Annotated in this window: 20 protein-coding genes; 8 read left to right on the top strand and 12 right to left on the bottom strand. The window is 44.1% G+C overall.

From position 1 onward, the window contains the following. The first annotated feature begins 802 nt into the window (after window positions 1–802). The 3 genes from ACMXYT_RS06150 to ACMXYT_RS06160 all read left to right on the top strand — a co-directional run bounded on the left by ACMXYT_RS06150 (window position 803) and on the right by ACMXYT_RS06160 (window position 2,695). A complete protein-coding gene (locus tag ACMXYT_RS06150) occupies window positions 803–1,441 on the top strand; it encodes a LysE family translocator (protein ID WP_415900746.1) in 639 nt (212 codons plus the stop codon). Between the two features lie 10 nt (window positions 1,442–1,451). Continuing rightward, entirely contained in the window at window positions 1,452–1,748 is a 297-nt protein-coding gene (locus tag ACMXYT_RS06155; RefSeq protein WP_415900747.1) for an antibiotic biosynthesis monooxygenase family protein, read from the top strand. Window positions 1,749–1,900: 152 nt separating this feature from the next. Then, window positions 1,901–2,695: a UDP-2,3-diacylglucosamine diphosphatase gene (locus tag ACMXYT_RS06160; protein ID WP_415912033.1), complete on the top strand. Its 795-nt coding sequence runs from the start codon at window positions 1,901–1,903 to the stop codon at window positions 2,693–2,695. Window positions 2,696–2,750: 55 nt separating this feature from the next. Here ACMXYT_RS06160 and trpB read toward each other — a convergent pair whose 3' ends face one another. The 3 genes from trpB to ACMXYT_RS06175 form a co-directional block, all read right to left on the bottom strand. After that, on the bottom strand, window positions 2,751–3,953 hold the full coding sequence (gene trpB / locus ACMXYT_RS06165; RefSeq protein WP_415900749.1) for a tryptophan synthase subunit beta: 1,203 nt from the start codon (window positions 3,951–3,953) through the stop codon (window positions 2,751–2,753). 159 nt (window positions 3,954–4,112) lie between these two features. Beyond that, window positions 4,113–5,762 (bottom strand): methyl-accepting chemotaxis protein, encoded by a 1,650-nt coding sequence (locus tag ACMXYT_RS06170; RefSeq protein WP_415900750.1) that lies wholly within the window; start codon window positions 5,760–5,762, stop codon window positions 4,113–4,115. 196 nt (window positions 5,763–5,958) lie between these two features. Continuing rightward, window positions 5,959–6,264, bottom strand: coding sequence for a hypothetical protein (locus ACMXYT_RS06175; RefSeq protein WP_415900751.1), 306 nt, complete (start codon window positions 6,262–6,264; stop codon window positions 5,959–5,961). Between the two features lie 107 nt (window positions 6,265–6,371). Between ACMXYT_RS06175 and pdxB the strand changes: the two genes are divergently transcribed. The 4 genes from pdxB to ACMXYT_RS06195 all read left to right on the top strand — a co-directional run bounded on the left by pdxB (window position 6,372) and on the right by ACMXYT_RS06195 (window position 10,318). Next, window positions 6,372–7,502 carry a 4-phosphoerythronate dehydrogenase PdxB gene (pdxB, locus tag ACMXYT_RS06180; protein WP_415900752.1) on the top strand — a complete coding sequence of 377 codons (1,131 nt, stop codon included), beginning with the start codon at window positions 6,372–6,374 and terminating at the stop codon, window positions 7,500–7,502. A 52-nt stretch (window positions 7,503–7,554) separates the two neighbouring features. Next, a complete protein-coding gene (locus tag ACMXYT_RS06185) occupies window positions 7,555–8,262 on the top strand; it encodes a flagellar brake protein (RefSeq protein ID WP_415900753.1) in 708 nt (235 codons plus the stop codon). Further along, window positions 8,255–9,367, top strand: coding sequence for an ATP-NAD kinase family protein (locus tag ACMXYT_RS06190; protein ID WP_415912034.1), 1,113 nt, complete (start codon window positions 8,255–8,257; stop codon window positions 9,365–9,367). The genes ACMXYT_RS06185 and ACMXYT_RS06190 overlap by 8 nt, the downstream gene beginning before the upstream one ends. 387 nt (window positions 9,368–9,754) lie before the next feature. Then, the gene (locus ACMXYT_RS06195) at window positions 9,755–10,318 is read left to right on the top strand and encodes a hypothetical protein (protein ID WP_415900755.1); all 564 of its coding nucleotides are present in this window, start codon (window positions 9,755–9,757) and stop codon (window positions 10,316–10,318) included. Window positions 10,319–10,649: 331 nt separating this feature from the next. Here ACMXYT_RS06195 and ACMXYT_RS06200 read toward each other — a convergent pair whose 3' ends face one another. Together ACMXYT_RS06200 and ACMXYT_RS06205 are read right to left on the bottom strand one after the other, a co-directional pair. Beyond that, window positions 10,650–11,366, bottom strand: a complete 717-nt coding sequence (locus tag ACMXYT_RS06200) for a YebC/PmpR family DNA-binding transcriptional regulator (RefSeq protein WP_415885083.1) — start codon at window positions 11,364–11,366, stop codon at window positions 10,650–10,652. A 170-nt stretch (window positions 11,367–11,536) separates the two neighbouring features. After that, window positions 11,537–11,746 (bottom strand): hypothetical protein, encoded by a 210-nt coding sequence (locus ACMXYT_RS06205; protein WP_415900756.1) that lies wholly within the window; start codon window positions 11,744–11,746, stop codon window positions 11,537–11,539. Between the two features lie 239 nt (window positions 11,747–11,985). On the opposite strand from ACMXYT_RS06205, the gene ACMXYT_RS06210 reads away from it, so the two are divergent. After that, window positions 11,986–13,917, top strand: coding sequence for an ATP-dependent DNA helicase RecQ (locus ACMXYT_RS06210; RefSeq protein ID WP_415900757.1), 1,932 nt, complete (start codon window positions 11,986–11,988; stop codon window positions 13,915–13,917). Here ACMXYT_RS06210 and ACMXYT_RS06215 read toward each other — a convergent pair. The 7 genes from ACMXYT_RS06215 to ACMXYT_RS06245 form a co-directional block, all read right to left on the bottom strand. Continuing rightward, a complete protein-coding gene (locus ACMXYT_RS06215) occupies window positions 13,909–16,008 on the bottom strand; it encodes an EAL and GGDEF domain-containing protein (RefSeq protein WP_415912035.1) in 2,100 nt (699 codons plus the stop codon). The two genes, ACMXYT_RS06210 and ACMXYT_RS06215, sit on opposite strands and share 9 nt — an antisense overlap. An 8-nt stretch (window positions 16,009–16,016) precedes the next feature. Beyond that, window positions 16,017–17,573, bottom strand: a complete 1,557-nt coding sequence (locus ACMXYT_RS06220) for a methyl-accepting chemotaxis protein (protein ID WP_415900759.1) — start codon at window positions 17,571–17,573, stop codon at window positions 16,017–16,019. Window positions 17,574–17,923: 350 nt separating this feature from the next. Further along, on the bottom strand, window positions 17,924–19,696 hold the full coding sequence (locus tag ACMXYT_RS06225; protein ID WP_415900760.1) for an acyl-CoA dehydrogenase: 1,773 nt from the start codon (window positions 19,694–19,696) through the stop codon (window positions 17,924–17,926). 132 nt (window positions 19,697–19,828) lie between these two features. Continuing rightward, window positions 19,829–20,755, bottom strand: coding sequence for an electron transfer flavoprotein subunit alpha/FixB family protein (locus ACMXYT_RS06230; protein WP_415900762.1), 927 nt, complete (start codon window positions 20,753–20,755; stop codon window positions 19,829–19,831). Window positions 20,756–20,766: 11 nt separating this feature from the next. Continuing rightward, window positions 20,767–21,516 carry an electron transfer flavoprotein subunit beta/FixA family protein gene (locus ACMXYT_RS06235; RefSeq protein ID WP_415900764.1) on the bottom strand — a complete coding sequence of 250 codons (750 nt, stop codon included), beginning with the start codon at window positions 21,514–21,516 and terminating at the stop codon, window positions 20,767–20,769. 60 nt (window positions 21,517–21,576) lie between these two features. Continuing rightward, window positions 21,577–23,220 carry an acyl-CoA synthetase gene (locus ACMXYT_RS06240; protein ID WP_415901103.1) on the bottom strand — a complete coding sequence of 548 codons (1,644 nt, stop codon included), beginning with the start codon at window positions 23,218–23,220 and terminating at the stop codon, window positions 21,577–21,579. A gap of 46 nt (window positions 23,221–23,266) precedes the next feature. Beyond that, window positions 23,267–24,193, bottom strand: a complete 927-nt coding sequence (locus tag ACMXYT_RS06245) for a branched-chain amino acid ABC transporter permease (RefSeq protein WP_415885075.1) — start codon at window positions 24,191–24,193, stop codon at window positions 23,267–23,269. Between the last annotated feature and the right edge of the window lie 2 nt (window positions 24,194–24,195).

Here is a 24,195-nt window from a genome sequence, read left to right on the forward strand (position 1 = left end):
CTTATTCATCTTTCTTTTCTGATCACAGAGCTGTGAGCTCTTATATTAGGTAATTGTCTATATGAGCGAAACCTGATCAATATGCTACACTCAAAGGTGCAGTAATTTATAATTTACTATAGGGCATGGAAGCTCACCTTAATGCGTGGCAATAAGCTACGAGGAGCTATAGGTGAGGTTAGTTAAAGATATTGATAAAAAGGGCATCTTTTTCTATTGGTCTAACCCTTATTCTTCTGATGTTCGAATAAGCCCCCGATTACCCTGCATTGAACTTGCAAAAGAGTGGCGAGATAAACATCTTTTCTCGTTATATAAAGGTGATGAGAGACGCCGCTCGCATATTGACAGAAGACTCGATAAAACTAAACGCAAGCAAGTAGATAAAGCTTTATTTTATTATAGGCAACGTCCAGAGGGTAGGCGGTCGACAGATAAGTCCCTTACAGTAGATATTGATTTAGTCGCGGACAAAGTCCAGTTGTACTCTTAGTAGGAGTAAAACATACGCAGTGAAAATATTTTAAATTTTTATTGTTAATATAGTTGCAAATCATTCTCATTAATATATTATGAATATCAACACGGCAGGCGGCAGGCTCCCCTCACTAGCTAGGCCGCCATGCACTAGCGATATTGCATGTTCGTGTATGTGTTAGCACATCTGCCTCCGCAGAAGCTACAAGCACATGGCTCTTGTCATTGAAGCAAATTGCTTAACCGGACCCCAAAGGGGATCCGGTTTTTTTTTGCTTAAATTCTCTGTGTTATAATTGTCTACTTCAAAAAAGAGGGGGCGGGTATGCAAGAGATAATAACCTTTTCAATCGTTGCTCTACTGTTAGTGATTTCACCAGGTCCTAATGGTGTATTAATTGTAAAAACAGCCTCTGTTCAGGGTCGTACAGCTTCTTTTGCTAATGTCCTAGGTTTGTTTACTGCTACATTTTTTCATGGTGCTTTTTCAATTTTGGGATTGTCCGCAATCCTGCTCCAATCTGCTGAATTATTCTTTGTAATCAAATTACTCGGTGCACTCTATCTGTTCTATATAGGTGCTAAAGCGATCTACCAGTCTTTTTTGACTCCGGTCATTGATCAAGCTGATGCTCAACATACAGCGAATAACAAAAGGGCTAAATCTTTACTTGGAAGCTTTATCGAAGGCTTCTTGACTCAGTTACTAAACCCGAAAGTTTCGATGTTTTATCTAGCGGCATTCCCGCAATTTGTTCAATTTGGCTCGTCCAGTTATCTTGCAGCGTTTGTTCTAGTGGCTATCCATGCAGTCATTATTGCTTTTTGGTTTATCGGTATGACGTTGATGATTGAGAAACTAAAAGCTCGCAGTAAGCACTCTTCCGCAGGTCGGTGGGTTCAGCGGATATCAGGGTCAGTGATGATCTACTTCAGCTCTTTATTGATAGGCCATAAAGCATAGAGGTTCAGTTGTGTACGCAGTTATCTTTCGAGCAAATACAGGAAAACAGGACGAACAATATTTAGAAACTGTCGCGCGAATGCGTCAGTTGGCTTTTGAAAAGTATGGCTGTCTGGACTTTGTCGCAGTAACAGAAGGGGAACAAGAAATTGCTATCTCCTACTGGGAAAGTGAAGCCGATATATTGGCTTGGAAAAAAGACCCTGAACATCATTTAGCGCAGCAACAGGGGCAGAAAGATTGGTATAGAGCTTATACAGTGCAAGTGGTGAAGATCGAGCGAGAATATAGCTTCTCAGCAGATTAAGCTTCCTTTCTTTGTTACCCCAGTTCTTAGTAATAAAATTAAGAAAACTTTGGCGATTCTTTTCGGTTCAGCGTCACCAATTTTTCATTTTTTCGTTAGAAAGTTGTCACGATAGTTTTTCAGACTGGTCATAACTCATAAAGAGAGAATTTATGACCGTGTCTTCACTTATCAATGCTCGTACTATTTTTATCTCAGATGTTCATCTCGGTTTCAAAGACTGCAAGGCTGATTATCTGTATCAATTCCTCTCTTCAATCAAATGTGAAACTTTGTATTTGGTTGGGGATATTGTCGATCTATGGTCATTGAAGCGCAGACTGTTTTGGCCCGAAGAACATTATCGAATTCTTTTAAAATTGTATGAGCTCGCTGACCAAGGTACGCGTGTTATCTATGTGCCTGGTAATCATGATGACCCTTTGCGTCGCTTTGATGGCCAGCGTTTCGGGCCTATTGAGATTATTCATGAACATGAATTTAGGACTGCGAAGGATCAGCGCTTTTTAATTATGCACGGCGATGCGATGGATGCGTATATGAAGCACTCTTGGTTGACTAAGTGGGCAGGTGATTTAGCGTATGACTTCCTACTTTTCCTAAATCGCTGGTCCAATCGGTTACGTAAAGTGAGTGGCCGCCCGTTTTACTCACTCGCAGGACAGGTAAAAGATAATATTCGTGGCGCTAAACATGCTATCTACCGTTATAAAACCGAGTGTAAAGCTGAAGCTAAACGAAGAGGTTTTGATGGTGTGATTTGTGGGCATATTCATTATCCAGAATATGACGATGCAACCGATGTGGTTTACGCAAATACTGGTGATTGGATTGAGAACTGTTCTGCGCTGATTGAAGATTTTTCGGGCGAGTTAAAACTGCTGCATTTTAGTGATCGTTTAGAGTGGAGACGCTCAGTAAGGGAAGAACAACTGCAAGTTGCATGAGTGCTTGTAAGTGGAGCAGGTGCAACAGAAACCTGTTGCACCATCGAACATACTGTTAAAGCCCTAGCTTGTCAGCGACGTAGTCGGCGTCTTTGTCGCCACGGCCTGATAGGTTCACAAGGATAGTTTGGTCTTTGGATAGTTCAGGTGCTTTACGCATTGCCCATGCAACTGCATGAGAGCTTTCCAATGCGGGTATGATGCCTTCTACTTGTGACAACGTCATAAATGCATCTAGGCACTCTTGATCAGAAGCGGTTTCATATTCAACTCGGCCGAGCTCTTTTAGGTAGCTGTGCTGAGGGCCCACACCAGGGTAATCAAGACCTGAAGCAATTGAGTGAACAGGTAGGGGCTCACCATTGTCATCTTCTAGAACATAACATTTCATACCGTGAAGGGAACCAGGTTTACCTAGGGTCAACGTTGCCGAATGCTCTGTGGTATCTAGGCCTTTGCCTGCTGGTTCAACCCCGACAATATTGACCGCTTCATCATTCAAAAATGCGGTAAATAAACCCATTGCGTTTGAACCACCACCAACACAAGCGGTGATGTAATTGGGTAGCTGCCCCTTTTTCGCTTGGAACTGTTCGCGTGCTTCGTTACCAATAATACTCTGGAAATCGCGTACCATTTTAGGGAAAGGGTGAGGACCGACCACTGAGCCGATTGCATAGATATAGTTAACAGGATCTTTTAGGTACTCTTCAAAGGCGCTATCCACCGCATCCTTCAAAGTCGCGGTACCTTGAGTGACGGGCACTAGCTTGCAACCAAGAATTTTCATTTTGGTAACGTTAGGGTGTTCTTTCTCAATATCTACTTGGCCCATGTGAATTTCACAAGGAATGCCTACGAGAGCGCAGGCTGTTGCTAAAGCGACACCGTGTTGACCTGCACCTGTTTCGGCAATCACTTTAGTTTTGCCCATATATTTTGCAAGAAGGGCTTCGCCTAGGCAGTGGTTGATCTTATGAGCACCTGTGTGGTTCAGGTCTTCACGTTTCAGGTAGATCTGTGCGCCACCTAATTTGTCACTCAGACGTTTTGCATGATAGATCGGACTTGGACGGCCAACATAGTCAGCAAATAGCGTGTCTAGTTCTTGTTGGAATTCCGGTTGTTGACGGATCTCTTCATAGGCGTCGTTAATCTCATCCATGATCTCTTTTAGTTCCGGTGGGATCTCTTGCCCACCAAATTGACCGAAGAAACCCTCTTTATTTGGCATCTCGGAAAATTCAAATTTCTTCATCTTCTTCCCGCAATTTATATTATTGGTTTTAAAGGGATATCAGCACGGACAAACGCCATGCGCGTTATATGATTAGATTATATGCACTTAATCTTAAGTAATAAATTGTTTCAGGTGTAAAAAAAGCCGCTATGAAAGCGGCTTTTTGAGAAAATTGAATTAGTGATTTTCTGGCCAATAACCTATGCGTAAACCACCCCAGTGTCGACCATTGATAAAGATAGGTACCGATAGGTCGTGCATTATTTCACCGGTATCGCGCTTATAAGTTTGTAGAAGCATAGTTTCGGTATGGCAACCACAACGTGCGCCCGTACGGTCATTAAACAGGCGTTTACTTCGGCTTTTCACAAGATCGGTTTCAAAGTTACCTGTCGGTGGGTTAGCAAACTGATTATTGTGAGTTGGGACATAGCCGTTCGGGTCAGTCACAATGGCGTAGACCATTTTGTTATGACGAGAAAGCGCTGGTTCTTGAATACCTGGTAAAATTTGATCGCAATATTTATCAAACTGCGTTGTATATTTTTGCGGATTAGTGCCATTTACGGGTACGTAGTTACGATCAAATAAACTACCTTCATGCATTTGCCCTGAAGATAGTGCTTGTTGGAATGATTCGGCTACTTGATCAGCAGTATCACGTGCAATCTGATAGAACTGTTGATGGAAGTTTTGGTCTGAGGATGCGGCTAAGATCGCATTGGATCTTTCAGCAGCCTCCATCAACGCTGATGCTTGAGTCGCAAGTTGGCTAACCTCTACATCACTTTCTTCCAGTTCATGGCGAACCGTTTGCAGAGAGTTAAAGATGACTTCTAGGTTCTGGCGATTGGCACGAGCGCCTTCGGCGATAACTGAGATCTGTTCTTCTACAGCGGAAGATTGCTCTGAAATCCCCCCTAGTTGATTGCTGATAAGTTCCATCGCTTCAGTGCCACTTTCAACATCACTTGACAGCGTTTTAATCCGAGCAACAACTTGCTGAGTTTCAGCGCGGATCTCATCAACAATAGTTTCTACTTCACCAGTAGCGCTGGCTGTTCTAGATGCGAGTTGTCTTACCTCGTCGGCAACTACGGCAAAGCCGCGTCCATGATCACCAGCGCGAGCAGCTTCGATTGCTGCGTTAAGTGCAAGTAAGTTGGTTTGCTCAGCAATCTCTTCAATAACCTTGGTCACATCTTGGATTTTCAGAGATTTCTCATTCAGCTGCTCGATGAGTGTTAATGTCTCAGCGGCTTGAGAGTTAAGCTCGCGAATGTTACCCATCGCTTCTGTAAGTGCTTGTTGGCCTTCGGCCCCCGTGGTTTTGGCTTGGATTGCCATATCTGCGGCAATTTCAGCTTGTTGTGCAGACTGTTGGACAGTCACAGTCATCTCTTCAGAGTTCTGTGCAATTTGAGAGACTTCTTGAACTTGATTGTCGAGTTTAGTTTTTAGGGTATCAGCGGAGTAGGAAACCTCTGCTGCTGCAACAGCGTTGGCGTTGGCGCTGGAGGACAGTTTTGCGCTGACATCTTCATTGCCTTGGCGATTACTGAAGAGGTCGCCAAATAAAGTCGGGAGTAATTCTAATTCGTCAGTTTTATTAGCATTAACTAGAGAGGCTTCTTTGCTCAGTTTGCCTAAAACGGAGTTGTGTAACACTAGGATTGAAAGGCTTGATGCTAAAAGAGCGGTGACGATCAGAATGATCAGAGCAGTGCTGTCGACTCCTAAATAGAATGATGCTGCGCCAGCAATGACAATAATAAAAACTGCCGCAAAAAAACTTTTAAAGTAAAAGCTAGAAATGGACCCATTCATGCAATGTCCCTATTTTGTTGTTATTTAGGGGAGGAGATAGTTATGGCTACAAGAGTTTATAGACATCTCTTGATACAACCCTAACTGCCTGTATTACAAGCTTATATACACGAATATATCATCACAAAAATAAGGCAAATGCTGTACTTTAGTAGAGATTTTTATCGGTGGTAGGGGAATATAGAAGGGAATGCGCTCAGAATAATTTTTCTGAAAACAGTAGCGCATGTTTTTTGGGTGTATCTATATGAATAGGGTCAAACTCAAATCCCAGTTGAGTCTCCTTGCGAGCGATAAGCCTAAAACCCTCAGATTTTAATTGCTTACGAATTTCCCTCACAATAAAACGAGCATCTTGATATGATTTGGCAACTGTTTGATTACACTCGTTTTTATCGTCAGTCGAATTGCCCCAGCTTTGGGTTACAATCCAATCACCGACCAGGTCTTGGTACATCCGAACGATGTAGTATTCCTGTTGTTTTTGCCAGCGTATGATCAAACTGATGTAATCCGTAGAATGACAGCAGGTTTTGCCCGCTGATAGCCAATGAAAACCGCGCATTGAGCCTGATATCGCGCGGTTTGTAAAGACTGGAGATAGATAAATTGTTGAACCGGAAACTAAAAATCTTGGCGGATGAGAATATGCCTATGGCTGAGGCTATTTTTTCTCGTTTTGGTGAAGTCAAACTTTGTGCTGGTCGAGGCTTATCCGCAGAGCAACTTTCAGATGCTGATGTACTTTTAGTTCGTTCTATCACTCAAGTGAATAAAGCGCTGTTACAGGGTAGCCGGGTTCAGTTTGTCGGTACAGCGACTATAGGTACAGACCACATCGATAAGACTTATCTGGAAGACAACGATATCGCGTTTGCCAATGCGCCCGGCTGTAATGCCGATGCTGTTGTGGAATATGTATTAAGTGTTATATATCAACTGGCGGCTAAATATCAGTTTGCTCCTAAGGAAAGAACCTATGGCATTATTGGTGTAGGTAATGTTGGCGGCCGTTTGCAGAAGCGTTTTGAAAAGTTAGGTTTCAAGGTGTTGCTAAATGACCCTCCGCGTGCTGAATCTGAATCTGGTTTTTCTGATCTAGATACTTTGCTTGAGCAAGCTGATGTCCTTTGTTTGCATACTCCGCTTACCTTAGATGGTGATCACCCGACCAAGCACCTGCTGTCGACTGAGCAACTCCAGAAACTAGGTGAAAATGCGATTGTCATTAATGCAGGACGTGGCCCTGTGATTGATAACACTGCTTTGCTTAAAGTTGGCCAGCAGCGTTCTGATCTGCTTATTGCCTTAGATGTTTGGGAGCACGAACCTGCAGTCAATGCAGAGTTAGCGGCACTATGTGAATTTGTATCCCCCCATATTGCCGGTTATAGCCTAGATGGAAAAATTCGAGGCACTTACATGCTATATCAAGCGCTATGTAAGCATTTACAGGTGGAGTGTGAAGAGCCTCTAACCGATTTTCTTCCAGAGGCTGAATTGTCATTTAAGGAGCAGGGGAGTTTAGCCGCATTAGAATTAATGGCGCTGATTTATGATCCACAAGTAGATGATCAGCTCTTGAGAGCTACGTTGGAATTGCCAGAAGCCGAACAAAAATTAGCGTTTGATCAACTTCGTAAGCAGTATCGAGTACGTCGTGAGTTTGCCTCTCTAAAGGTGGCTAATTCAACAAATCCGAAAGAGCTATCGGCATTGGGTTTTCAGCTCGCAGACTAACCCTAAATCCCTTAAGCTATAACCTTTATTAATGCAGTTATAAGAACCCTGAATGACCGAAGCGTTAGCACAGTTAAAATCCGTTAAAACTCTTGCTGAACTGAACCCCAAAGTGGGGGAAAAGGTTCAGATAGAAACACGTACTCCGCGTGGGCGTTATTCGGTCCAGCTATTAGGCTATCGTGAAAATGGCAGCATGATGGTTTCAGCACCACGTACCTCGAATTCCATTAACGTGGGTTCGCGAGTGACCGTCCGTTTGATGAGTGGTAACTTTATCTGTGCCTTCAGTGCTAAGTTACTCAAAATACAGACCAGCCCGTTTGCTTATTGGCACCTTGAATATCCAACCGATACTGAGGTTAGGCGTATTCGAAGTCATACGCGCGTGCCTGTTAATTTGATGGTGTCGATTGATGAATTCGAGTTGGGAAAAGGGCTAAGATTAGATTGGCCAATCAATGCTTACTGTACTGATATTAGTATCAAAGGTGCCTGTATAGATGCGCCTGTTACCCTAGGTAAACAAGGTGACAAGTTATTTGTCACGACGCGCTTTCAAGTGGCAGGTGCCGATCAGGTAGTACTCACCCCAGTTGTGATAAGAAGTGTGCAAGCGGCAGAAGATGGTTTAACCAAAGTGGTGAGCCACGGTGTTGAATTTGAAGAGATGGATGATGACACCCATCTGATTCTGGCAGCTTTTGTATACCAGCAATTTTTAATTGAAACCGGTAATTTGGAGATCATAGGTGTTTAAACTCGGTCTTATTATTAACCCTTTAGCAGGAGTTGGCGGCAGTGTCGCGCTTAAGGGAAGTGACGGTGAGGAGACCGCGAAGAAAGCTCTGGAATTAGGTGCTGAGCCTAAAGCAGGCTTACGTACCCTTCAGGCTTTGGAAGTGCTTCAAGGTTTAGATATCCAAGTTATTACCTACCCTGCTGAAATGGGCGAAGAGGTTGCCGTTAAAGCAGGGTTTGAACCGCTAGTCGTTGGTGAGATCGAATCAGGTAATACTCACGCAGAAGACACTTTAAGAGCTGCCAAGGATCTGGTTGCTGCAGGGGTTGATATCATCCTGTTTGCCGGTGGTGATGGCACCGCTCGTAATATCTGCGAATCGATTGCCGGTGAAGTACCGGTTCTAGGTGTTCCTGCAGGTGTAAAAATACACTCGGGTGTTTATGCCGTTACGCCTAAAGCAGCGGGTGAAATTGTTGCCATGCTGGTGAAAGGCGAGTTAGTTACTTTAGGTGATCAGGAAGTCCGTGATATTGATGAAGAGGCGTTCCGGGAAGGGCGTGTGCGGGCGAAGTATTATGGCGAACTAGTTGTCCCTCAAGAGCATCGTTTTCTGCAGCACGTAAAAAATGGCGGCAAAGAATCCGAAGAGTTGGTGTTGGATGATATTGCCGCAGATGTGATCGAAAAGCTGGATCCCGATTCATACTATGTCATGGGGTCGGGTTCCACAGTGGCGGCTGTTATGGAACAGTTGGGGTTACCAAATACCTTGTTAGGGGTTGATCTGATTAAGGATAATGAGATCGTTGCTTCAGACTGTACAGCACAGCAACTGCTGGAGTTAACAGAAGGTGAACCTTGCCAACTTGTTATTACATTGATCGGTGGTCAAGGGCACATTGTCGGACGTGGTAATCAACAGCTGAGCCCTGCATTGCTTAAGCGAATCGGCAAAGAAAATATCAATGTGATTGCGACCAAAACAAAACTTCGCGAATTAGAAGGCCGCCCGTTAATAGTAGACAGTGGCGATCCTGAATTAAACGCTAGGCTTTCAGGGGTAATACCAGTAACAACTGGCTACCATGATTCTATACTCTATCGTGTGGCAGATTATTAGTAGCTTAGCTATGCTTTAAAGGCCTGTGTTACAGGCCTTTTTTGTATTCGGTGGGTGAATGCTTTGTTTCATCATTTGTTAAAATTCTTTCTTATGCTTATGGCGCCGGTATGGATGAGAGATAAGACGCCGGATAAAGACCATTTCTATCGGCGCTTGTTTACCGCTAAACATCGAGCAAAGAAAAATAAAATTAAGTTTCTTTGGATTCTCGTCCTCAGCTTATGCCTAGTTCTACCATCCCCTCATATTATCTTTGCGTTAGTACTCTTAACGACCTTTATATCATTCAGTTGGTTAGATGAATCAAACTGACATCTTCCTGTAATAGAGTCTCGGTAAAGTTTCGCCTGATATTTTTTATAAGAACTTATTGAGGCTCACCCCATGAAAAAACTGATCGCAGGCGCTGTTGTTGCAAGCGCAATGATTGCTCTAACTGGTTGCCACACAAATCAGGCGAAACAGGAAGAAACTAAAGAAGTTGCTCAACTAAACAATGATGACCTATACGAAGTCTCTCACGAAGGTCGTCACTACGTTTTTGACGATTTCGCAACTTATCAGTCTTTCCTCACAGTTGGCGAAACTTCTTACCGTAAAGTATTTATTGGTGGTGGTCCTAAGGGCGAAACATTGGTATTCGGTCTAACTGGCGCAGACAAAAAGAAAATGTCTGGTATCGCTAGTATCGATATGTTTAATGGCGAAATGGCTGGTGCAGAAAGCTTCTACGGTGAAATGCGTGGCGAAGATGGCCGTCTATATGTTTTCAGTACTCTTGAAGATATGGAAGACGTACGTACTGTAGGTGAAGCACCATACCGTTTCACTCAGATCGCTGCGGGTCCTCAAGGCCAGACAGTTGTATTTGTTCTAAACAAAAACAACAAGAAAAAGCAGCCTGTTGCTTTGATGGCTAAATTCAAAGAAATGAACAATATGAAGTAACCCTTCTAAGGGCCTGTTTATTTATTGGTCGGTAAACGGGTCCTTTGTTTGGCGATACTATTTTCCCATATTGCATTTGTATCCGAAGTCTGTAGAAAAAATCTATTTAACTAATGGAACTTTTCTATACGCAGCACAGTCAATAGATACATCCTGCAAGATGGGAAGGCCTTTCGATATGTCATAGGAAAGTTTGGGTTCTGTTATTTACGAAAGGTCTTATTTTGGGCGCTGTTTACGTGAGTAAACGGCGCTTTTTTTATCGGGTTAAGCTAATTCAGGCAATAAAAAAGCCTGCTGAATAAGCAGGCTTTTTAGAATTAGCGAGAGATTAGATCTCAGCGTTGTGATAAATGTTCTGAACGTCGTCCAGATCATTTAGCATATCGATAAACTTCTCGAACATTGGTAGGTCGTCAGCAGAGACAGGTGAGCCGTTATGAGGTACAAATTGGATCTCATCAACGTCTAGGTCAAGACCTTCAATGTTTTCTTGAAGTGCTTTCTTCGCTTTAAAGTAATCAGTGTGAGGCGCGAATACAGTAATCTTGCCGTCTTCAGCTTCGATATCTGTTACGTCTACATCTTCCATCATTAGTGCTTCTAGCACAGCATCTTCGTCATCACCGTTGAATACGAAGATCGCACTGTGGTCGAACATGTGGCTTACGCTGCCCTGAGAACCAATTTTACATTTGGTTTTGTTAAAGCAGTTACGTACATCACCGAAGGTACGGTTAGGGTTGTCTGTTAGACATTCCACGATAACCATACAGCCGCCAGGACCAAAACCTTCGTAACGAGCTTCAGAGAAATCTTCACCGCCGCCACCTTTAGCTTTATCTAGTGCTTTGTCGATTACGTGAGCAGGCACTTGGGCCTTTTTAGCACGTTCGATTAAGCCTGCTAATGCAAGGTTTCCTTCGACTTCGATGCCGCCTGCTTTCGCACAAACATAGATTTCACGGCTAAATTTACTGTAAACCTTAGCCTTAGCATCGGATGTTTTTGCCATCGACTCTTTACGGTTTTGATAGGCTCGACCCATTGCGATATTCCATACACTGATAAAAAAGAAGAAAATTCTACCGTTTCAGAGCCAAACTGGAAACCCGCATTTAGGATGTGCGGCCAACTAATCCACAAAAATATGGTTCTTAATCAAGATCTGAGCAAGCGAAGTACATTTGTCAGTAGACTAGAGCGGACAAAGGCTAATTAAATGACATCATGCCCTCTAATTTCTGCCTTTCTTGAAAATATCTGATTGATAGCCCCAGAAACGATCTCTTTGATAATAGGGTGTTCACCCTCAAGTCCTGCTAATTGAGCGCAGAATAAAGGCTTATCTTTGGCGGATGCCCAAGCAGTGAAGTTATCATCGATAACAAGAGATCTAATGACCGAAGAGTACTTATTAATTTCCATAATCAGCTCCATTGCACATTCATTGTGCTTGTGCAGCATTTTTGCACTTAAATATGTCTAAATAATTAAAGTTTCCTTTAGTTTTTATTGTCTGTTTATTGTACAGCACTAAACGTGCCATAAAGCACTAGAGTCTTAATGAGCAAGTGTTTTATTTTGCTTGATAGCTATTGCCTCACGTATAGTTCCAAATAACTTCACAAGTATCGCTAAATGGATTTAGCGCTAAGGAATTTTCTATGGATCTGCAACAATCGCTACAACAACACTTTTCGTTTGATCAATTCCGGGATGGGCAAGAGCAAACCATTCGTCAGTTACTTGATGGTCAATCGACACTCTCAGTATTTCCAACGGGTGCAGGCAAATCGCTTTGCTATCAATTTACGGCGATTCATCTACCTAATTTGACCTTGGTTGTATCGCCGTTATTAGCGCTGATGAAAGATCAGTTAGCTTTTTTAAAAGAGAAAGGGATTGCTGCGGCAAGTATAGATTCGACGTTGACGCCTGATGAAAACCGTCAGGTTATGCAGGATATTCGTCAAGGCAGAATTAAGATTTTAATGGTCTCTGTTGAGCGGTTTAAAAATGAACGCTTTCGAGAGTTTATAAGCTCTGTGCCAATCTCAATGTTGGTAGTGGATGAGGCGCATTGTATCTCTGAGTGGGGACATAACTTCCGCCCTGACTATCTGAAATTGCCGCAGTATTGTCAGCAGCTCAATATCCCAACAGTGTTGTTACTGACAGCTACTGCAACGCGTAAAGTTAAAAGGGATATGGCGCAGCGCTTTAATATTGTTGCGGAGCATATAGTTCAGACCGGCTTTTATCGCTCGAATTTGGATTTAACGGTATTGCCTGTTAATGAGGCAGATAAAAAGGATCAGCTCGCTCAAGTTGTTGCTGCGCAAAGCTGCGCAGGTATTGTGTACGTCACTTTGCAACAAACAGCAGAGGAGGTTGCCAGTTACTTACAGCAGCAAGGAATAGCTGCAGTGGCATATCATGCAGGTTTAGAAAATGAGTTAAGGCATCAAATCCAAACCGATTTTATGGCTGGCAGGATAGGTGTTGTAGTCGCAACAATTGCCTTCGGTATGGGTGTTGATAAGTCCGATGTACGTTTCGTGATCCATTATGACCTACCTAAATCGATTGAAAACTACAGTCAGGAGATAGGTCGGGCCGGTAGAGATGGGCAGCTGTCTCACTGTATTACTTTGGCTAATCTAGATGGCATTAATACGGTAGAAAATTTCGTATACGGTGATACGCCAGAGCTATCGGGCATCGAATATGTGATCAACAATATTCGGGATGAGGAGAGCGGTCAGCAATGGGAGATGCAAATATCTCCATTATCTAACGCTGCGAATATCCGTCAACTTCCGCTAAAAACCTTGTTGGTTCAGTTAGAGCTTCGAGGTGTTATTCAACCTAAATACTCCTATTTTGCTGATTTTAAGTACAAGTTCTTGGTTGAACAGCCTGTGATATTAGAGCGTTTTAAAGATGAACGACGTCAGTTTATCGAAGCTATTTTCCAACATACCCAGTTTAAAAAAGTGTGGGGGAATTTAGATTTTGAAAGCCTTTATCAGCATTATGGTTGTGATCGGCAGCGAGTTGTTTCGGCGATGGAGTATCTGCAAGAGCAGCAATTGATTATGCTTGAAACCAAGAAAATTACTGAAGTCTTTGCCGTCGATAGCAATAAACTTGCTGAACCTAATTTGGCTCAATCCCTTGCTGATTACTTTAACGAGAAAGAGGAGAAGGAAGTTCAGCGGATTGCACAGTTAATTCGCTTTTTTGAATTGGATCGGTGCTTAACTTCAAATTTAGCGCGTTATTTTGATGACCAACAAGCGCCTGAGCAGTGTGGCCATTGCTCGGCCTGTCGTGGTGAACCTGCAACCTTAAGCTATTCTTCTGTTCCAGAGCTACCAAGTGAAGCAAAGCTAATGGGCTTTTTGGACGAATTAAATCAGCTGTTTAATAGTAAAAGTATTCGCCTTACTGTAGGCGTAGCCTGTCGTTTTCTAATGGGGATCAGTGTTCCTGTACTCACACGTGTAAAAGCAAGGCAGCTATCAGGCTTTGGTTCTTGTGAACGTGTCCGCTTTTCTGAAGTGAAGCAAAAGGTTACAGAGTTATTAGTCTAGAGCAAAGCTTTGCTGCTGCAGAGTTTCTGGCGTTAAAGGTTTAGAAAGAAGGAACCCCTGGTAGTTCTGGCAGCCTTTGTTCTGAAGGTATGCCAGTTGGTTTTGGGTTTCGATACCTTCGGCAACGATCTGGAGATCTAGATTGTGAGCCAGTTGAATAATGGAATCGAGTACGCGCATATCAGAGTCTGTCCCGATATCGTTGATAAAACTTCGGTCAATTTTTAGAATGCTGGCAGGGAACTGGTTCAAGTAAGCGAGAGAGGAGTAGCCGGTCCCAAAATCGTCAATTGCAATACTGAAGCCCGCTTTTGATAGCTCTTCAAGAATCGATTTTCCGGTTTCCATCTGTTCCATCAATACAGATTCAGTGACTTCGAGAATCAGTTGATCGTGCTGCAAGTTATATTGCTTACAAGCATGCTTAATTCTATCGGCTAAGTTGTAATCGCTGAGTTGGTAACCGGAAAGGTTAATGGCTACAGGGAAGGTTTTAATCCCCATCTCTTGCCAGACACCGAGCTGTCTGCAGGCTTCGTTGATAACCCATTCGCCAATCTCTCGAATTAAACCGGTTTCCTCTGCGAGGGGGATAAAGCGCGCAGGTGAAATGGGTCCCAGTTCAGAATGGGTCCAACGTAAAAGGGCTTCTACTTTCTCGAGTTGCCTTTGCTGGTTAAAGATGGGCTGGTAAACAAGTGATAGACCATCACTGCTGATGGCATTCCGCAATCGCGCTTCTATTTTTAAGTTTTCGACCGATGCTTTCTTGAGTGCAGGGGTATATACCGCTATGGCACCTTGTTTTATATCTTTCTTCGAATTCAACGCCATCGTCGCAGCATTAGTGACTTCAGCTAGGTTCTTTCCGTGATCTGGGGCGGAGGCTAAGCCAATATGAGCAGAGATGGATACCTCTGTGCCATCAATACAAAAAGGGGTTCTTATCACCTGTTTAATCTCATGCAGTAGCATGTTTACGTACAGAGAACTGCTACTGCAAAGAATGGCGATTTCATCGTTACCGATTTGAGCAAGGTAGTCTTTATCGGAACAGGCTTGCGCTATTCGGGTAATTACATCTTCGACCAACTTTTCAGCAATACCTGCTCCGTACGTGTTACGAATTGTATTGAAACGTTGTATGTCGAGAACGATAACCTTCGCGTTGCCTTCATTATTCATCAGTAGTTCAAACTCGACCTCGAGTTGCTTAATTCGCGGGATTAACTTTACTGATGAGCTATTACCTAGGCTATCAATGCTATAAATTTGCGATAGGTCTGAGAGAGTCCCCAGGTAATGAGTGACAATGCCGTCGTTGTTTGTGATCTCACTGATCGTAAGATGCTGTAGATATTCTTCCCCCTCTTTTTTGACGTTCCATAAAGCGCCAGACCATACACCTGTTCGGGATATCTCCTTCCACATAGATTCATAGATATCCTTGTTATTGTCTGAGCTTAGATTGGAAATATGATGGCCAACAATATCTGCATTTGAATAACCGGTGATCTTCTCGAATTGAGTATTTACTTCAATGACTTTGAGGTTAACGTCAGTAATAACAGCGCCGGTTGAAAGTTGGTTTATATTCTCTTTAATTTTGCGATAACGATCATGCTTTTTAATCGCTACTGTTTTGAGTAAACGGATTAAATAGCGGTTTTCATTATTAGGTGTGCAATGGACAGTAAAATCCGACAGGGGGCCACTGTGGCCATGACTCAAACTAAATACACGGTTGTGTTGGAAACCCTGTTTTAAACCCGAATGAAGCTCTTCTGGAAGATGATGAAAGATGCTTTTTAAACGATGAGGCTTGGTTAAAGGGGAAAGGTTGAAGAACTCCTTTGCCGAACCATTCATACCCAAGATAGCGTCTTCAGTACAAAGTAGGGTAGGGACGGGCTCGTTGTTTAGCAGTTCTTCTAGTTCTGACGATATTTTTGAAATTAACCCTCGCGAGCGACTTAGCCTTATCTCATACCATAGCGGAACGAGTAATAAGGCTAGAATTAAAGCCGCAACCAGCAAGGCTACGTGGTTGATTGCTGGCGGAGAAAGTCTGGTGGCTAATTCAACATGCATGACTGCACCTAGGCGGTGAAGGTCTTCATCAGAGAATTAAGGTCTTTAACCAGCACTTTCAGATTGTCACAAGCGTGGTTCGTCTTATCCGCCGCATCCATATTGGAGCTAGCCACATTTCTAATGCTCAAAATGCTATTACTGATCTCATCTGAAACGGCACTTTGCTGTTCGGATGCGCTGGCAACCTGTAGGCATCGATCTGAAACCTGAGTCATGGCATGAGAAACTTGCTCAAATGAATGACTCGCTTCTTTCGCAAGTTCAATGCCCTTGTGTGCTTGTCCTGAACAACGCTCCATCGCGTTAGCTGTTTCTTCAACCTGCTTCTGGATGGTATCGATGGTATTTCGAATTTCGCTGGTGGAAGATTGCGTACGTTGGGCGAGGGTTCTTACTTCATCCGCAACTACCGCAAATCCACGTCCTTGTTCTCCAGCTCGAGCAGCTTCAATCGCGGCATTTAGCGCGAGAAGATTAGTCTGCTCAGCGATCTCATTGATGATATTGATAATTTGTTCAATCGAATGAGCCTGATGTTTAAGTTCATCAGAAGATGCGGACGCCGCTTGTACATCGCTTACCAGCTCTGAAATACCTTCTAACATGACACTGATATTATTTTTGCCTTGCTCGGCCAGATCAGATGCATGTTGAGTAGCTGAAGAAGTTTGCGCCGTGTTATCGGCAATATCATGTGCTGTGGCTGACATTTGAGTGGCTGCACTGGCCAGCATGTCGCTTTCAGCATTTTGCTGATGAATACCAGAAGTTGTTTGAGCGACGGCGTCATCGGTCTCGTGCATAACCTCATTGAGGGTTTTGATACTGTCTTCAACGCGACCAACTACCGTTCTTAAGCGGGCCTGCATCATTCGTGTTGCTAGCTCTACTGAGCCTTGCTCATGCATGTTTTCAGCCATTACTAATTGCGCTAGTGGATTGGCATAGATGCCATCCGCAGTTGATGCAATTTCAGAGAGGTGGTGCGTATGGCGATACATCGTAAACATAGCGATCGTAAACACGATGAACATCGCTATGTATTGGAGAAAAGATTCAAAAGGTAAAAGTGTGCAAGCAGCCATGGAAAGGCTAGTAATCGCCGTTGTTGCTAAAATGCGGGAAGCTAGGCTTTTTCCTTTAACGGTTTTGTTAGGGGAGCTATTAAGTTTTGCGTAAACTTTTTCAGCTCGTTCGATCTGGTAACTTGTTGGTCGCGTACGCACGGATTGGTAGCCGCTTTTCTCGCCTTTATCGTTGTAGATAGGCATGACATAAGCTTGAACCCAGTAATGATCACCGTTTTTACAGCGGTTCTTAACCATGCCCATCCAAGGCTGATCATTCTTCATATGGTGCCAAAGATCGCCAAAAGCTGCTTTTGGCATATCAGGGTGCCGGACGATATTGTGATGTTGACCAATCAGCTCTTCTTGAGAGTAACCAGCAACTTCACAGAATTCAGGGTTCGCGTAGGTGATAACGCCCTGAGTATCTGTGGTCGAAATTAAGCGAACGTTTTCTGGATAGGTATGTTCTATACCTGTTGTGTTAATGCTCATGTTCAAGTCTCCAGTTTGCAGTTCCGTTTCTGGAGCGACATGTAATTATTTTTATTGGTCGCGATTAGTGACATTGATTATTTGACCGTATGTTCGGTCGCCACTATTAATACGATTATCTCGGACTTCGATTAAATATATATGACACAAACAATTGTGCGCTGCAATATTTTTTGGTTGTGAATTGTTCAGTTGTTCTCTTATGATAGTGGTCTTTAGGTGCTAACTATCTGATAGGCTTATACAAAAAAGCCCTCCTAAAAGGAGGGCAAAGAGGCCTTTAAGCCTAAAGGAGCCCAACAGCTCCGGAGTGGTAACACCACCATCGTGAAGAGCGTAAAAACGAGGGTCTAAAGCTGTTCAATATCCAAAGCAAAAGTATGATTTAAGCCAGTCTGCAGGGTTGCTGCATGTTGGCTTACTCTTGGTAGGTAATGGTCAGCAAAGAACAATGCGGTAGAAACTTTAGCGTTAAGGAAATCATCGCCGTAGTCGTTATCCGCGCCTTTTAGCTCTTCAGCTTTGATGGCGCCTTGCGCTAGTAGCCAGCCACCGGTTAGGTAGCCCATCATCATGAGGTTATCGACACTGATATTGCCCATAAGTTGTTTATCGCTGCCTGCATTTTCTAGGATAAATTGACCGGCAGAGGTCGCATCTCGAAGAGCAGTGGTTAGTTTTTTACCAAGCTCTTGCAGGGCTTCTGAATCTGAGTGAAGTAGAAGTTCAGTTGTGGCTTGAACATCGGCTTGCAGTTGCGTTAGCGCAGCGCCTTTATCAAACAGTGTTTTACGACCAATAAGGTCAAGGGCTTGGATTCCTGTAGTACCTTCGTAAATCGGTAAAATACGTGCATCACGGTAATGTTGCGCCGCACCAGTTTCTTCGATGAAACCCATGCCGCCGTGAACCTGGATATTCAGTGATGTTAGCTCTTGTGCCAGTTCAGTCATCCAGCCTTTAACAATAGGCGTGTAAAACTCTACTCGTGATTTGCTGGTTTGATCGCCATGATGTGCGCGGTCGATATCCGCAGCTGCGGTATAGGCAAGAGCGCGCATGGCTTCATTGCCTGATTTCATCGCCATCAACATACGACGTACATCTGGGTGATTGATGATAGCTATTTTGCTGCCATCAGGATTGCTACCTTGGAAGCGTTCTTGGCTGTATTGCAGTGCTTGTTGGTAAGCACGCTCGGAAATAGACAAACCTTGTAAGCCTACCGATTGGCGAGCATGGTTCATCATTGTGAACATGTAGCTCAGGCCTTTGTTTGCTTCACCTACGAGGTAACCGATTGCGCCTTCGTTATCACCAAAGCTCATTACACAGGTTGGGCTGCCATGAATACCCAGTTTGTGCTCTAGGGATACACAGCTTACGTCGTTTAATTCGCCTGGTTGGCCTTGATCATCTAAAAGATATTTAGGCACGATAAACAGGGAGATGCCTTTAACACCGGCAGGTGCATCTGGCAGACGAGCAAGCACTAGATGCACGATATTCGATGTCATCTGGTGATCACCCCAAGTGATAAAGATCTTCTGGCCCGTAATTTTGTAGTGATCGCCTTCAGGGATGGCTTTGGAGGCTACCGCTGCCAGATCTGATCCTGCATTGGGTTCAGTTAGGTTCATGGTACCGGTCCACTCACCACTAATCAGTTGTGGTAGGTATTGTGCTTTTAATTCGTCGCTACCATGCGCAATCAGAGCTTCTACAGCGCCTTGGCTTAGCATAGGGCAGAGTGCAAAGCCCATATTGGCCGAATGCCACAGTTCATTTACGGCTGTACCTATGACATTGGGTAGCGCCTGGCCACCAAACTCTTCAGGACCCGTTAGCGTAGCCCAACCATTTTCGACAAACTGCTGATAGGCATCGGAGAAGCCTGCGGTTTCTTGTACTGCACCATCTGCAACTGTAGCGCCGTTTTGGTCGCCTACCCAGTTTAAAGGGGCTAAAACATCAGAGGCTAATTTGCCTGCTTCCTCAACGATAACATTGGCTAGCTCAGAGTTAACTTCGTCTAGGTTTTGTTCACTGCATAGCTGATCTAGATCGATCAGATGGTTTAGTAGAAAGCTGGCATCTTGTAGTGGTGGAGTATAAGTGCTCATAAATCTCTCATCTCTTGATTAGAGCGGCTATATAAAAACATCCAAGCGGCTCTTTAAGTTGTATCGTGTGTGTTACATTAAAAAGGCGAGCTGGGTAAAAAGGCGACAAGTACCCAGCCCGCATCAAAGGAGCTACAGTTTATTTTGTAGCTCTGGCATCACGTCAAACAGGTCAGCAACTAAGCCATAATCTGCGACGGAAAAAATAGGAGCTTCTTCATCTTTGTTGATAGCAACAATGGTTTTGGAATCTTTCATTCCTGCAAGATGTTGAATAGCACCTGAAATACCAACAGCGATATACAGCTCTGGCGCGACGATCTTACCGGTCTGGCCTACTTGCATATCGTTTGGAACAAAGCCGGCGTCAACCGCTGCACGGGATGCACCTACGGCAGCGCCTAGCTTGTCTGCTACTTGTTCTAGCAGACCGAAATTCTCACCGTTACCCATGCCGCGCCCACCGGAAATAATGATGTTGGCAGCAGTCAGTTCTGGGCGATCAGATTCAGCGACCTCTTCATTAACAAAGCTTGATAGTTGGGCATCATGAGCAATCGATATCTCACAGATCTCTGCCGAATTGCCTGTTTCAGCAGCGTCGAAAGCAGTTGTTCGTACGGTGATGACTTTAATCAGATCTAATGATTCTACGGTTGCGACCGCGTTACCTGCGTAGATAGGGCGCTGGAACGTTGTAGCTGATTCAACTGCGGTGATATCTGAGATTTGAACCACATCCAATAGCGCTGCAACGCGTGGAAGGTAGTTTTTCCCCGAGGTCGTGGCTGGTGCGAGGATATGATCGTAGTCCTTACCTAACTCGGTAATTAGCTTAGCCATGTTTTCTGCAAGCTGGTATTCATAAGCTAGCTCATCAGCAAGTAAGACTTTACTAACACCAGCGATCTCTGAGGCTGAAACGGCTACAGCTTTACAGTTGCTGCCCGCAACCAATAGATGAATATCACCACTGATTTGTGTCGCTGCTGTAATCGTGTTGAGAGTGACTGGTTTTAGTGTACGGTTGTCATGTTCTGCAATAACGAGAATAGTCATATATCACCCCCTTAAATTACTTTTGCTTCGTTCTGAAGTTTCTCGATCAATTCATCAACGCTGTTTACTCGGATGCCCGCTGCACGCTCTGCTGGTGGCGTGACTTTCAACAACTTGGTGTGGTTTTTTAGCTCTACACTTAAGTCCGCAGGGGATTTGACCGCTAAAGGCTTGCGCTTAGCTTTCATTATGTTTGGCAGCGAAGCGTAGCGAGGTTCATTAAGTCGAAGATCAGTGGTCACAATTGCTGGTAGTTTTAGCTCTACTGTTTGTAGGCCGCCATCTACTTCGCGAGTTACAACAGCTTTACCATCTTCAACCTTCACTTCAGAAGCAAAAGTGCCTTGTGGCATATCGGTTAGCGCCGCTAACATTTGACCTGTCTGATTGTTATCACTATCGATGGCTTGTTTACCCATAATTACCAGATCAGGTTGTTCCTCATCGATCACTTTGCTTAATAGCTTCGCTACATTCAGTGATTCAGGAAGTACATCAGTTTCAATCTGAATACCACGATCTGCGCCTAAAGCTAGGGCTGTTCTAATCTGTTCCTGACAGGCTTTAGGTCCGATCGATACGATGACGATTTCTTCTGCTTTACCTGCTTCTTTCAGGCGAACCGCTTCTTCGACGGCGATCTCGCAGAACGGGTTGAGCGCCATTTTGACATTGGCTAGATCTACATCGGTGTTGTCTGCTTTAACGCGCACTTTTACGTTGTAATCAATCACGCGTTTTACGGTAACTAAAATTTTCATCTGTTTACCTCTCCGACCTAGGAGCAGCGCTCCTAGGTTTTCACTCTGGTGTTATAAGTCTTATGATTTTTGAGGTTCTGTACCGTTGGCACGATCACGAAGTAGGAACTTCTGGATCTTACCGGTCGATGTTTTAGGTAGTGGACCGAAAACAATATCCTTCGGTGCTTTAAAGTGGGCCATGTGTTCACGACAGAAATCGATTAACTCTTTCTCTGTGATATCACGTTCAGAGCCCTCTTTCAGAGCAACGAAAGCACAAGGTGTTTCACCCCATTTCTCGTTGTTCTTAGCAACTACCGCAGCTTCTTGGATAAATGGATGACGGTATAGAACATCTTCTACCTCGATAGAGGAGATGTTTTCACCACCTGAGATGATGATGTCTTTAGAACGATCTTTGATCTCGATATAGCCATCTGCATGCCATACTGCTAGATCACCCGAGTGGAACCAACCACCTTCAAAGGCTTTCTCAGTGGTTTCTGGGTTCTTTAGATAGCCTTTCATTACAAGATTTCCTTGCATGAAAATCTCACCCATTGTTTCGCCATCTTGAGGCACAGGTTCCATTGTTGTTGGGTCAGCAACCATTAGGCCATCAAGCATTGGCGCTCTGACACCTTGACGAGATTTTAAGCGCGCTTTCTCATCAGCCGTTTTGTCATTCCACTCATCGTGCCAAGCACACACAACAGAAGGGCCGTAGGTTTCTGTTAAGCCGTAAACATGGGTTACGCTAAAGCCTAGGGCTTCCATACCTGCGATAACCGCTGCTGGTGGCGCTGCACCTGCAGTCATCACGTTTACTTGATGTTCAATGCCAGCTTTAAGTTCATCATCAGCGGAATTAAGCATGTTCAGAACGATAGGTGCACCACAGAAGAAACCAACTTTCTCTTCTTTAATGGCATTAAAAATATGATCTGCGCGGACATGACGAAGGCAGACATTAACACCTGCCATAGCAGCGATCGTCCATGGGAAACACCAACCATTGCAGTGGAACATTGGTAGGGTCCACAGATATACAGGGTGCTGGCCCATGCCCCATGAAATGGAGTTACTGATAGCGTTTAGGTAAGCACCGCGATGGTGGTATACAACACCTTTTGGATTACCTGTCGTGCCTGATGTGTAGTTTAGGGTGATGGCGTTCCATTCATCATTCACGTGGTGAGGTGTGAAGTTTTCGTCACCTAGCTTGAGGAAATCATCGTATTTGATATCGCCGATGAACTCGCCTTCAGTCCAATAAGGATCATCAATATCGATGATGAAAGGTTTATGATCCATCAGCTCCAGAGCGCCTTTAACGACAGAGCTGAACTCACGGTCAGTAATAAGAACCTTGCTTTCAGCATGCTGCAAAATAAATGCAACGGCTTCTGAATCTAGACGGATATTAATTGAGTTAAGCACGGCGCCACACATAGGTACGGCGAAATGCGCTTCAAAGTGTTCAGCTAGGTTTGGCGCTAAAATAGAAACGGCATCGCCAGGATTGACGCCTTTTTGTTTTAAAGCGCTGGCTAGTTTCTTACAACGATTATAGGTTTCAGCCCAGCTGCGGCGTATTTCGCCATGAACAGTGGCTGTACGCTCTGGATAGACACTAGCTGCACGTTCGATAAACGTAATAGGTGTCAGTGCAGAATAATTGGCCAGATTTTTATCCAGATCGGTTTCGAAAGCTGAAGTGATCACTGTCTCTCTCCTTGCTATTTACCGCTAACGCTCAGTTTTGCGCTTAGCTAAAGTTATTACGTTTAAATTTGATAAATTGGCCGACTATTCCGCTGCGGAAGCTCAAAACGCAAACCACAAAAACAGCGCCCATAATGATGTGAATGTAGTTACCCATCTCGCCACCAGAGAGGTAGTTCTGCATGCTGACGATAAAGCCTGCACCCAAGACAGGGCCGAAGATCGTGCCCACCCCGCCAACAAGGGTCATAAGGATGACTTCGCCTGACATGTGCCAATGAACATCGGTTAACGATGCCAATTGGAAAACCAGCGTTTTGGTCGAGCCAGCAAGTGCTGCTAAAGCAGATGAGATGATGAAGGCAATCCATTTGTAACGATTAACGTCGTAACCCAATGAAGTTGCGCGGGCTTCGTTATCTCGAATTGCTTTTAATACTTGGCCAAATGGTGAATGAATGGTGCGGTTGATCATCCAATAACCGAATACAAATATGGCCAGCACAAAGTAATACATGGTGTAGTTATCGCTTAGGTCTAGTAGCCCAAACAGCTCCCCACGAGGCACACCTTGCATACCATCTTCTCCATTAGTAAATGGCGCTTGTAGGTAGAGGAAGAACACTAACTGTGCCAAAGCCAAGGTCACCATGGCGAAGTAGATGCCTTCACGCTTAACCGCAAGCTTGCCAAAAATCGCACCTAATAAGCCGCCGGCAACAGTACCTGCAAGAATGGCAAGTTCAGGTGTAATACCGCTATTGATCATGAGGTAACCGGTGATGTATCCACCCGTTCCTAAGAACGCCGCATGACCAAAGGAAAGTAAGCCCACAAATCCAAGCAATAAGTTAAATGCGCAGGCAAATAGTGCAAAGCACAGAACTTTAGCTAGGAAAACAGGGTAAAGAGCTGCTGGTGCGATCAACGCTAGAGCCAGCAGTGCAATGTTTAGTTTTTGATTATTCATAC

Source organism: Neptuniibacter sp. QD37_11, from assembly GCF_047778105.1.
Taxonomy (GTDB): domain Bacteria; phylum Pseudomonadota; class Gammaproteobacteria; order Pseudomonadales; family Balneatricaceae; genus Neptuniibacter.